This window comes from Georgenia satyanarayanai, assembly GCF_009193135.1.
Taxonomy (GTDB): Bacteria; Actinomycetota; Actinomycetes; order Actinomycetales; family Actinomycetaceae; genus Oceanitalea; species Oceanitalea satyanarayanai.
The window spans coordinates 1-12,254 of sequence record NZ_VUKC01000005.1 but is presented as its reverse complement, the minus strand read 5'-3'; the positions used below and the strand labels follow the sequence as shown (position 1 = coordinate 12,254).

General features: G+C 72.1%; 5 protein-coding genes. 2 read left to right on the top strand and 3 right to left on the bottom strand.

Annotated features, from left to right (window positions below; translation table 11 throughout):
• Window positions 1-46: 46 nt before the first annotated feature.
• Together GD632_RS07690 and GD632_RS07685 are read right to left on the bottom strand one after the other, a co-directional pair.
• Window positions 47-664 carry a dihydrofolate reductase family protein gene (locus tag GD632_RS07690; protein ID WP_152190617.1) on the bottom strand — a complete coding sequence of 206 codons (618 nt, stop codon included), beginning with the start codon at window positions 662-664 and terminating at the stop codon, window positions 47-49.
• Between the two features lie 111 nt (window positions 665-775).
• The gene (locus GD632_RS07685; protein WP_152190614.1) at window positions 776-9,145 is read right to left on the bottom strand and encodes a DUF2341 domain-containing protein; all 8,370 of its coding nucleotides are present in this window, start codon (window positions 9,143-9,145) and stop codon (window positions 776-778) included.
• Window positions 9,146-9,309: 164 nt separating this feature from the next.
• On the opposite strand from GD632_RS07685, the gene GD632_RS07680 reads away from it, so the two are divergent.
• Window positions 9,310-10,329: an LLM class flavin-dependent oxidoreductase gene (locus GD632_RS07680; RefSeq protein WP_152190612.1), complete on the top strand. Its 1,020-nt coding sequence runs from the start codon at window positions 9,310-9,312 to the stop codon at window positions 10,327-10,329.
• 47 nt (window positions 10,330-10,376) lie between these two features.
• Here the strand turns inward: GD632_RS07680 and GD632_RS07675 are convergent, their stop codons facing one another.
• A complete protein-coding gene (locus tag GD632_RS07675; protein WP_152190610.1) occupies window positions 10,377-10,973 on the bottom strand; it encodes a class I SAM-dependent methyltransferase in 597 nt (198 codons plus the stop codon).
• Window positions 10,974-11,179: 206 nt separating this feature from the next.
• On the opposite strand from GD632_RS07675, the gene GD632_RS07670 reads away from it, so the two are divergent.
• Window positions 11,180-12,254 (top strand): DUF222 domain-containing protein (locus tag GD632_RS07670; protein WP_193311394.1); only part of this gene is annotated, 1,075 nt, incomplete at its 3' end.

The following is a 12,254-nucleotide window of genomic DNA, read 5'->3' as shown; positions in this document are numbered from 1 at the left end:
TCGCAGGGTAGGTCGGCCCCGCCGGGCGGGCACCTCGGGCGCAGGCTCAGGCGCGGTCCCGACGGCGGTAGCGGCTCACCACGACCCCGGACGACAGCGGCCACGTCTCGGCGAGCACGAAGGTCGACGGCGTGAAGCCGGCCGTGAACAACCGTTTGCCGGTGCCGAGCACCACCGGGTAGACCGCGAGGCGGTACTCGTCGACGAGGTCGTGCTCCCCCAGCGTGCGGACCAGCTCGGTGCTGCCCCACACGCGCACCTCCCGGCCGGGCTGCTCCCGGATGCGACGGACGTCGCCGACGAGGTCCGGCCCCAGAAGGTGGGAGTTCACCCAGCTCAGCCCGGTGAGCGTGCGTGAGGCCACGTACTTCGGCACCCGGTTGTACCGCCGGGTGAGCTCACCGGTGAAGCCGTCGGCGCTCTCGTCCCACACCCCCCACGAACGGGCGAAGATCTCGTAGGTCCGGCGCCCGAGGAGCAGCGCGTCCGTCCTCGACTCCCACTCCGCCACGAGGTTGCCGTCGTCGTCCCCGCCGTGCGCGGCGTCGTAGTCGGCCGCCCACCCGCCGTGCGGGAACCCGCCGTCGTCGTCCTCGTGCGGTCCGCCGCCGCCCTGCACGACGCCGTCGAGGGTGATGTACGCCTGCACCACGATCTCGCTCATGCCGGTGTCGACCGGCGGCGCCGGCGGAACTCGTCGGGGTGTCGTTCTTTCAGGAGCGCGAGGACGACGAGGGCCCGCAGCCGTGGTCGGCTGCGGGCCCTCTCGCAGGTGTCAGCTCACCTTGGCGGCGGACCCCACCGCCTTGGCGGCCGTGGCCGCGGCGGGTGCCTGGCCGACGGGCCGGCGCACACCGAGGGTGTCGGTGCCGTTGCCGTCCCAGTCGCCCACGTACACCTCGTCGCCCAGGCGTCCGAAGGTCAGCACGCGGTCCGCGTCCCCGCCACGCAGGGAGTTGTTCACGTGGTAGACCCGGCCGCGCTGGATCGCCAGGGTGTCGGTCCCGTTGCCGTCCCAGTCACCCGCCAGGGTGACGTCACCGGCCCGGCCGTAGGTGAACACCGTGTCGGCGTCCCCGCCACGCAGGGAGTTCTTCACGTGGTACGTGGCGGCCCGGCGCACCGCGAAGGTGTCCGTCCCGTCCCCGTTCCAGTCACCCACGAGCACCGTGTCGCCCTCGCGGCCGTAACGGAACACCGAGTCGGCGTCCCCGCCACGCAGGGAGTTCTTCACGTGGTACTCGTTGCCGCGGCGCACCGCGAAGGTGTCCGTGCCGTCCCCGTTCCAGTCACCCACGAGGATGACGTCACCGGGCCGGCCGTAGGTGAGGACCACGTCCACGTCCCCGCCCTGCTGGGCGTTGGACACGTGGAACACGTTCCCGCGGCGCACCGCGATCGTGTCCGTACCGTTGCCGTCCCAGTCACCGATGAGCACCTCATCGACCCAACGGCCGTAGGCGAAGCGCACGTCCGTGGACCCGGTCCAGCTGTTGGACAGGTGGAACTCCGCGGTGCGACGGTCCGGCTGCGGCTGGCCCGGCTCCTCCGGCTCGCTCGGGTCCGTCGGCTCCTCGGTCGGCTCCTCCGGCTCGCTCGGGTCCGTCGGCTCCTCCGTGGGCTCCTCGTCCTCGACCGGGACCACGAACTGGTTCGTCACGCTCCGGGTGACGTTGCCGCCCGCGTCGGCGAGGTCGACGTACCACTCGTACGTCGTCCCCGGCTCGATGCCGGTGAGGGTTACCGAGGCCGGCTCGGCGCCGACCACCGGCACCGGCGCCCCCACCTGGGTCGGCACGCCCACCGCGAGGGTGAGTCCGGAGGCGACGAGCGTCCGGCGCTGCTCCCCACCGAGGTCGAGCTCGAGGACGAAGTTCTCCGAGTCGTCCCCGTGGAAGCCCGGCACCTTGTCCTCGGAGATCGGCGAGTGCCAGCGCCCGTCGGAGATCCACGTGTCCAGCCACGGCGAGTACGTGTTGACGTACAGCAGCCCGTTCTCGGCGTCGACACTGATGTTCTTGTAGAACTCGTGCCCACCCCACGGACGCGTCTGGTAGTCGGTGAGGATGCCGTAGGACTGGCTGCCGTGGTCCGTCTCCCGCGCCGTGACGAAGCTGCCGGAGTTGTGGCCGCTGAGCGTGAGGACGACGTTCGGGTACGGGTCCACGAGCAGGTCGTTGATGCGCTCGTTGGAGAAGGGCGCGTCGGGGAACCGCGCGACGAGGTGGTGGTGCGTCGCGAGGATGATCGTGTGGTCCGGGTGTGCCTCGATGACGTCCTGCGCCCAGGCGAGGCCCGGTGCGTCGTCGTCCTCCGCCGACCAGAACCCGACGGCGAGGAAGAGCAGGTCCGCGCCGTCGATGTCGGCCGTGTAGTAGAAGTTGTCGATGTCGTGGCTGTCCCCGAACTCGAAAGGGGTGCCCGCGACGCTCTGCTCGAAGCGGGACATCGGGAAGTACTTCTGCAGCATGAGCCGCCCGTTGCGCTCCAGCGAGTAGTCGTGGTTGCCCCACGACACCATGTACGGGAGCCCCGCCTCCTCGAGCAGCTCGGCGCCGCGGATCGTCGACGACCACTGGTACTCGTCGTCCAGGTACTCGCGGTTGACCCAGTCACCGGCGTGGAGCACGAGCTCGGTCTTCCGCTCCTCCGCGTTCGACACGAGGTGCTCGAAGATGTCGAGCATCATCCACGGGGTCGCCTCGGCGTAGAGCTGGGTGTCGGGGATGTGGTTGAAGGCCCAGTCGAAGTCCGCGCCGTCGGGGTACTGCTCGTGGACGCGGCCCTCCCCCCAGGGCTCCTCGACCAGCCCGCGCCACACGAGGAGGTGCACGGCGCCGTCCTCGTCCACGACGTTCTCCTCCGCCCGAGCGGTGACGTCCAGGGCGACCGTCCCGCCGTCGGCGTCGTGGGCGCTGTCCTTGAGCAGCCACTGCCCGCCGCCGTGGTCGTAGACCCAGGCGGAGACGCGGCGGTCGTCGCCGGTGCCGGACCAGCTGAGGTGCAGCTCCTCCGCGGCGGCCTGCTCCTCGGTGAGGGCGATCTCGTAGATCTGGAAGGGGTTCGCGTCCTCACCGACGGTGGTGGGCAGCAGCTCACCGGCCACCTCGCCCGACTCGGGGGTGAGGGCGGTCGGGACCCGCTCCTCCGTCACCCCGGTCCGCACGACGACGTTCTCCTCGCCGACGGCAACGGTCTCGTTCGTGTGGAACGTCGCCTCCGTCGGCTCGGGCTGCTCCGTCTGCGGCGTGGCCGTGAGCGTCACGTCCGTGGCACCGGGCACGACGCCGGACTCCTCGACCGCCGGGGCGGCCGGTGCGACGGTGTCCGTCACGTCGACGTCCACGACGACGGGCACCGAGGCCATGTCCTCGTCCGTCACGCTCCGCGCGCTCAGCGTCACGCTCTGGCTCCCGGTCGCGAAGACCGGCACGTCGAGGGTGAAGCTCCCGGCGTCGACCGTCTCGGAGAGCACCTCGCGGCCGGCCACCGCCGCCGTGACGACGGCGCGCTCGCTGAGCGACCCGGAGAAGGTCACCGGTCCGGCCTCGACCTCGGTGCCCCCGGCAGGACCGCCGACGACGAGGGTCAGCGGCTCGTCACCGCGCTCGACCAGCGCACCGTAGGTGACGGCGTCGCCCACGTAGTTGGCGTAGCGGAAGGCCTCGAACTCGGGCAGGAAGCCGAAGCCGGCGATCTGCACCTCGTCGACGGAGCCGTGGAACGGTGCGGCGAGGGTGCCGTCACCGGAGTCGACGTCCCCGATGGTCGTGAGGACGCCGTGGTCGGACGCGGTGAAGCTGCGCTCGTCCTGGCCCTGGTACTGCTCCACGCCGTCGACGAAGACGGCGGAGGTCATGCCGTCGTAGACCTGGGTGACCAGGTGCGGCTTGCCGTCGGCGGGGACCTGGACGGTGGGGGTGGACCCGCCGCGGTACGCCTTGACCGAGCCGTCCGACGTGACACCGTGGAAGAACGCCGCGTCCGCCCCGACCCGCTGCTTGGCCACGATCGCGCCGTCGCCGCCCTCGAGCGCGGTGAGGTCCTCCGGGGTGAAGGAGTAGACGCCGCTGACGGTGATGGTGCCGAAGCCGCCACCGACGTCACCCGGGTACTGGAGACGTGAGCCGGCGAAGCGCGACTCGCGGGTGCCGCCGTCGGTCGGCGTCGCGGTGAGGTCGGCACCGACGAGCGTGCCGGTGTGCTGCCCGGTGGAGTCGACGCGCTGCTCCCCCGCCGCGGTGTCCTGCGCGAAGTGCTCGACGAGGGCGTAGCCGCCGCTCCACACGTCGGTCGGGTCGTTCGTCGCGTCCCCGCCGCCGTAGTACGCCCACACCGAGGTGGTGGACCCCGCGGCGAGCAGCGGCACCCTCACCCAGACGGTCGAGGCCGCGCCCGGCTCCCAGTGCTCCACCTCGTGGGACAGCGGGGCGCCGTCCGCGGACGTGAGGGTGAGCTCGTCGGCCGCGACGGCCGGGGTGTCGGCGATGGTGAGGCGCACGGGCGCGTCGGTGAAGTCGCGCCGCGTGTCGTTGCGGACCTCGATCGCCTGCCGTGCCGTCGCGTCCGGGTCGGCCCACGCGACGACGTCGCCGTCGGTGGAGACGAGACCGGCGAGCTCCCGCATCCGCAGCTCGAGTGCGGTGAGCGTGCCCAGGCCGGTCAGCCCCCGCTGCTGGTCACGGGTGAGCTCGTCGACGGTGGCGCGGGCCGCGGCGACGGCCGGCGCGTCGTCGAGCGTGGCGTCCGCCGGGTCCGGGAGCGCCGCGAGGACCTCCTCGACCGGCGAGATCTGCCGGTCGATGCCGAAGCCCTCGACGCGCGTGGGTGCCCCGCCGTCGCGGATCTGGAAGACCTCGACGGTCAACCGCTCCTCGCTGACGTCCACGGAGGTGAAGGTCTCGACGTTCCCGGCGCGCGGGGTGCCGAGCCGGTCGAAGAGACGGAGGTAGGCCTCGAGGTCGAAGTGGTCCGTCTCGTCGATCTGCTGGTAGTGCTTCGCGCCCGCGGTGTTGGGCATGAGGTAGATCGTGCCCTCGGGGTCGAGGTGGTACTCGATCCGCTGGCCGTTGACGACCTCGGTGATCGTCGTCGTCTCGACGACGCCGGCGCCCTCGACGCCCTCGGGGTCGTGCTCGAGGACCTGCGTGCGCGACATGTAGTGGTCGTGGCCCTGGAGGACGAGGTCGATCTCGAGCTCGTCGACGACCGGGACGAGGACGTCACGCAGCGCGAGGATGTCGGAGTCGTCGGCGTGGTTGCCGGCGGTGTAGACGCCCTTGTGCATGGTGAGGACGAGCCAGGTGGCGCCGGCCTCGCGTGCTGCCGTCGCGTCCTGCTCGAGCCAGGTGAGCTGCTCGTCGCTGATCGCCTGCTCGGCGTCCTCGTTGGTGTTGAGGACCATGAAGTGGGCACCGTTGTAGGTGTAGGAGTAGTACGCGCCGGTGCTCGTGTCCTGCTCGTTCGGGTGCTCGAGCATGAAGTGGTCGACAAAGGCCTGCGCGGCCATGTCGTGGTTGCCGGAGGCCGGGGCGATCGTCGTCGCGAGCAGGCTGCCCTGCGCCGCGCCGAGCATGTCGACCCAGTCCTGCTCGACGTCGCCGTCCTGGACGACGTCGCCGTTGTGGACCATGAACTCGGCCTCGGGCACCGCGGCGAGCGCCTTGCGTATCGTCCCCGCGGCGAGCTCGGCCTCGGTGGAGGCCTTGGCCTGGGTGTCGGTGAGGTCGATGAACGTGAAGTCCCCCTCGCCGCTCGCGGTGCGGAAGGTGCCGGTGGCGCTCCACACCTCGGAGACCGAGTCACCCACCCGGTAGTAGTAGGTGGTGCCCGGCTCGAGCCCCGTCGCGACGGCCTGGTGGACGGTCTCCCCGTGCGCGCTCCCGTGCTGCGTGGCGGTGACGAGCTGTGTCGTGCCCGGTGCCAGACCATCGTCGGTGCTGAGCAGCACCGCCGGGGCGTCGGTCGCGATGGAGTGGTACCAGGTGAAGGCGCGCTGTGTGGCCGGGTCCCCGTAGAAGGTGGTGGTGATCCGGTTGGGGTACTCCTCGGGGAGCACGTACTTGAGGAGGGGGCGGCCGGCGTCGGGATCCCAGCGCCAGTCGTCGGTGAAGTTCCACCCGAGCGCCTCGTAGGTGGCCTTGTCCGCGAGCTGCGAGGGGGTCACGTCGGTGCCGTGCTGGTTTTTCGTGCCGGGGCCGCTCACCGTCCCGCCGCCGATGGTGATCTCGACGTTGGCGAGGTTCTCCTCCGCGGTCCAGCCCTCGTGGCCGGTGTAGCCGGCGATGCGGCCGGCGAAGCCGTCGACGGCGCCGGTGTACTCGATGACGCCGTCGAGGGCGACGTTGCGGGTCACGGTGCTGCCGGTTCCGGGGACCGCACCGACGAGCCCGGCGTGCACGCCCTCGGTACCGGCGCCTCCGTCGGCGAGGACGGTGACGGCGGACTCGACGAGGTTGAGGGTGACGTCGACGCCGCCACCGAGGGTACCGAGGACGCCGCCCGCGGCATGCGCCGCGGTGACGTCCACGTCGACGGTGCTGCGGACGACGACGGCGTTGCTCGCCGTCGCGGCGAGGCCTCCCGCGACGTCGGCGGCGGGTGCCGTCACCTCGGTGTCCACGAGCTGGACGCGTTCGATGCGAGCCTTGCGGTCCGCCGTGCCGACGAGGTTGACGGCGAGCCCGGAGACGGGGTCGGTGCGGTCACCGCCGTCGGCGCGCACGCCGTCGAGGGTGAGGTTGCGGACGGTGCCGGACAGGTCGCGGACCATGCCGAGCGCGGCGGAGGTCTCGCTCGGGCCGTAGGTGAGGCCGGTGATCGTGTGGCCGCGGCCGTCGAGGACGCCGTCGAAGGTGTCGATGCCGACGAAGGGCTCGCGGCCGGTGAGGTCGAGGTCGTCGAGGAGCTCGACGTGCTTGCCACCGAGCAGGGACCGGTCGCCGCCGTTGACGCGCTCGGCGAGGAACTCCAGGTCGCTGGGCGTGCGGATCTCGAAGGGCACGGACCCGGTGCCCTCGCCGAGGAGGAAGGCGCGGTGCGGGACCGGGTGACCGAGGCCCTCGTCCCAGCGCCACTGCTTCTCGAAGTCCCAGCCGAGGTCCTCGTAGGTCTGCTGCCGGGCGAGCGCCTCGGGGGTCGTGTCGGTGCCGTGCTCGTTGCCGGGCCCGGGAGAGTCGGGCCGCTCACCGCCCACGGTGATGGTCTCGTTGGCCAGGTTGTTCTCGACGACGAAGCCCTCGTCGCGGTAGATGCCGAGCACGCGGCCGGTCTCGACGGTGCTCGCCCCGCGCCAGCCGATCGTGCCGCCGAGGAGGACGTTCTCGCTCACCCGGCCCGGGGCGTTCTCGTTGTACGCGCCCTGGTAGGACAGCAGCATGCCGCCGTGCGCACGGGCCCCGCCCGCGGTCACGTGGGCGTCGACGAGGTTGTTGCGGATCTCGACGTCGTAGCGCCCGTAGCCGACCACCGCGGCCGGGTACCGGGCGCTGCGGAAGGAGCCCTGGACCCAGTTGTTCGTCACGGTGACGCCCCGCTGGGCGTTGGCGGCGATCGCGGCGGCGTACTGGTGGCCCGAGCTCAGCTCGGCGTTGATGACGGAGTTGCCGTCGATGACCGTGCCGCCGGTGGCGTTGATCGTGATGCCCGCGACCTGGGAGGCCTGGGTGACCGCGGCGCGGACGCCGTCGAGGGTGAGGTTCGTGACCGTGGCGCCGACGAGGTTGCGGAAGAGGGCACGCTCGTCGCTCTGGGCGCCGGGACCGTAGGTGATGTTGAAGATCTTGTGGCCGGCGCCGTCGAGGACGCCCCGGAACTCGTCGATGCCGGCGAACGTCCCGCCGGCGAAGTCGATGTTCGCCGCGAGGACGTAGTGCAGGCCCCCGTACTGGGCGTTGTCGCCGTTGATCGCCTCGGCGACGGTGCGGAGGTCCGCGGCCGTCGCGATCCGGAAGGGGGCGTCCGCGGTGCCCTCACCCGCCATGTCGGGGAGTGTGGGTGCGGGCTCCCCGGGGTCGACGGGCTCCTCCGGCTGCTCCGGGCGGGGGTCGACGGGCACCGGGAGCTCGTCGAGGACGAGGTCCTGCGCCGCTCGGGCGGGGACCGGCTGGGAGAGCTCGGCGTCCCAGCGCCAGACCTGCTCGAGGTCCCAACCCAGGTCGGTGTACGTCTGCTGCTGGGCGAGGAGCTGCGGGGCGGTGTCCGTGCCGTGCTTGTCACCCTCGCCGGGCGCCTCCGGGCGATCGCCACCGACCGTGATGGTCTCGTTCGCGAGGTTGTCCTCGAGCACATAGCCCGGGCTGCGGACGTGCCCGAGGACACGGCCGGAGGCCAGCCGGTCCTTGCCGTCGTGCCAGGTGACGGCGCCGTCGAGCAGCACGTTGTGGCGGATGTGGCTCTCGGCGTTCTCCTTGGAGTACGCGCCCGTGTAGCCGAGGACCATCCCGCCCACGGCCTGGTTGCCGGTGGCGGTGACGACCGCGTCGACGAGGTTGCGTTCGAGGACGACGTCGTACCGCGCGTACCCGACGACGGCGCTCGGGTAGCGCTCGCTGGTGAAGGAGCCGTGCGCCCAGTTGTCCCGGACGGTCACGCCCTCGCGTGCGTCGTTGACGAAGGCTGCGACGTACTGCTGCCCCGTGCTGAGGTCCGCGTTGACGACGGCGCTGCCCTCGATGACGGCGCCGTTGCGCGCCTCGACAGCGATGCCGGCGACGCGCAGCTGCTCCTCGACGTGGACGGTGAGGCCGTCGATGGTCAGGTCCCGCACCGTGCCGCCGTCGAGCATCCGGATGAGGCCGCGGTTGCCGTCCGCGCCCTGTCCGTAGGTGAGGTCCGCGATCCGGTGGCCCGCACCGTCGAGCACGCCCGTGAAGCGGTCGATGCCCGGGAAGGAGGCGCCGTCGAGGTCGATGTCGGCGGCCAGACGGTAGTGGTGGGCGCCGTACTCGGCGTGCGCGTTGATGGCCGCGGTGACCGCGAACAGGTCGGTCGAGGAGGTGATGAGGAAGGGATCCTCCTCGGTTCCCGAGCCGGCGATCTCCGCGAGGGGCTCGGCGGCACTGGCCACCGGCAGGACGAGAGTGAGGGCGAATGCCGAGACGAGCATGACGCTGAGGAGTCGGCGGACGAGCGTGCGGAGGTGCATGCTGGACAGCTCCAGGTTCGGGGGCGCGCCTTCGGACGGCGAGCACGACGGGGGCCTGGTGACCGTAGGCAGCGCAGACGACCTCCCGATGAACGGATCTTGGCGTCCTCGTGAACACTCGGCGGCTCGTGGAATAGGCCGGCCCCGCCGGCGTTGTCCCGGCCATGAAGAACATCGGATTCCTGTCCTTCGGCCACTGGACGCCCTCGCCGCAGTCCATGGTGCGCTCGGCCTCCGACGCGCTGCTGCAGTCGATCGACCTCGCCGTCGCCGCCGAGGAGCTCGGGGCCGACGGCGCGTACTTCCGCGTCCACCACTTCGCCCGCCAGCTGGCCTCGCCGTTCCCGCTCCTCGCCGCCGTCGGGGCCCGCACGAGCCGCATCGAGATCGGCACCGGCGTCATCGACATGCGCTACGAGAACCCGCTCTACATGGCCGAGGACGCCGGCGCCGCCGACCTCATCTCCGGCGGCCGCCTGCAGCTCGGCATCAGCCGCGGCTCACCCGAGCAGGTGGTCCGCGGCTACGAGCACTTCGGTCACGTGCCCGACGACGGCACCTCCGACGCCGACATGGCCCGCTCCCACACGCTCCGCTTCCTCGAGGTGCTCGACGGCGAGGGCTTCGCCGAGCCCAACCCGCGCCCGATGTTCCCCAACCCGCCCGGCCTGCTCCGTGTCGAGCCGCACTCCCCCGGCCTGCGCCGTCGGATCTGGTGGGGGGCCGGCTCACGCGCCACCGCCGAGTGGACCGCGCAGCAGGGGATGAACCTCATGAGCTCGACCCTCCTCACCGAGGACACCGGTGTGCCCTTCCACCAGCTCCAGGCCGAGCAGATCCAGCGGTACCGCGACGCGTGGGCGGCCGCCGGGCACGCGTGGGAGCCGCGAGTGTCGGTGAGCCGCTCGATCTTCCCGCTCGTCACCGACCTCGACCGTCAGCTCTTCTGGCGGGACACCCACTCCACCGACCAGGTGGGACACCTGGAGGGCGGGCTCGCGCGCTTCGGCAAGTCCTACGCCGGTGAGCCGGACGCGCTGGTCAAGGAGCTGGCCGAGGACGAGGCGATCGCTGCGGCGGACACCGTGCTCCTCACCGTGCCGAACCAGCTGGGTGTCGACTACAACGCGCACGTCATCGAGAGCGTCCTCACCCACCTCGCCCCGGCGCTCGGCTGGCGGTGAGCGCGGGCTGGCACGGCCACGGCCGCGCGCCCGCCCGGCAGGAGCCCTCAGCGTCGGGCGACGAGCACGCCCACGGTTCGCGCGCCCGGGACCGCGTGGACCTGCGCGTCCTCGACCGTGAAGCCGGCGCGTCCCAGGTGCACGGTGAGCCCGTCCACGGACCAGGTGTACGCCGTCGTGACCGCGTGGTCGAAGGGCTCGCGGTCGGGGCCGACGAAGAAGCCGACGGCGAGGCTCCCGCCCGCGCGGAGGCAGCGGGCGAGCTCGGCGAGCGGCACGTCGATGAGGCGCGGGTCGGTGTGGATGAGTGAGAACCAGGCGAGGACGCCGCCGAGGCTCCCGGCGGCGACGCCGAGGTCCTCCGCCCGACCGGTCCGGTAGCGGGCGTCGGGGTAGCGGGTGCGGGCGTCCGCGACGAAGGCCGCCACCGGGTCGACGCCCTCGATGTCGACGCCCCGGTCGTGGAGGTAGCTCGTCCACTGACCGGGCCCGCAGCCGACGTCGAGGATCCTGCCCTCGACGCCGCGCGCCCAGGCGAGAAGGTAGTCCCTGTCCCGCTGCACCGCGTGCTCGATCATCCCGACGGCGTCCGTGTACTCGGCCGCACGGGCGGAGTAGGCCTCGCGCACGGCATCGGTCGACACGCGAGGCACCCTACGCGAGGGGCATCCCCAGGCTCTCCGTCGGATGTCAGTGGTCGCTGGGACGATGTGACCAGCAGCACATCGAGGGCATGTGGGAGGTGGGCGAGGTGGCGGAGACGTCTTCGGCGCAGCGCTCGTCCCGGATGTCAGTGGTCGCTGAGACGATGTGACCAGCAGCACATCGGAGGCTTGAGGGGGTGGGGACCGTGGCCGTGGAGGTGGTCGACGGCGCAGCGTCCGCCCCCGGGCGCGACCCGGTCGAGACGCTGAGTGCCTTGCTCGCTGCGGCGAGCGGCCTCGCGGGGAGGAGCTGGCACGAGGTCGAGGGCTACCGCCTCCACGAGGCCCTGGGCGTGCTGGTCCAGCTGGAGCGGGTCCTGACCGGAGCACAGGCGCAGGTCCTGGCCGTGATCGAGGCGAACGGGCTGTGGGCGCTGGACGGGCAGCGGACCTTCGCCGCCTGGTTACGCACCCAGACCGATGGCACCGTGCAGGGTGCTTCCCGGCAGGTGCGTCAGGCGCGTGCGCTGCGGGACCTGCTGCCGCTGACGCGCACGGCCCTGCAGGAGGGGCGCCTGAGCGAGGAGCACGTCGCTGTGCTCGTCCGTGGGGCGATCACCACCAACCGGCAGCGGGCGCAGCTGTCCGACGAGGAGCTCGGTGAGGCGTTCCTCGTGGAGCAGGCTCAGCGGATGGATGCGGGGTCCTTCGCCAAGGTCGTGGACAGCTGGGCGATCATGGCCGACCCGGAGGCCGCCGACCGGGGCTGGCGGGAGGAGGGGGCCAAGGAGCAGCTGACGCTCTCGCGCACGCTGGACGGCTACCACCTCGCCGGGTGGCTGGACGAGCTGTCCGGGCAGACCGTGGACACCGCCCTGCGCGCGCACATGGGCCGCAAGGCCACAGGCGATGAACGGACCCCGGCCCAGCGGCGGGCCGCGGCGCTGACGTCGCTGGCGCGCCAGTCTCTCGATGCCGGGGAGCAGGGCAAGGGCGCCCGCATCCGGCCCCACGTCACCGTCACCACCGACATCCAGACCCTGCGGGCGCTGGCGGCGGCCACGGGGTCACCGAAGCCGCCGGTCACCACCAGCGGGCGGGAGCACGAGCCGGGCGCCGAGCTCGGGTTCTGGGACGAGGCGTCCTTCACCGCACCGGGCGGGCCACGCGACCCGGGGCAGGAGAGCGTCGACCCGTTCGTGCTGTCCCCCCAGGCGCGGGCCTGGATGGATGCCTGGCGGCCGGGTGACACCCACGTCATCTCCACCGCCATCGCCCCCC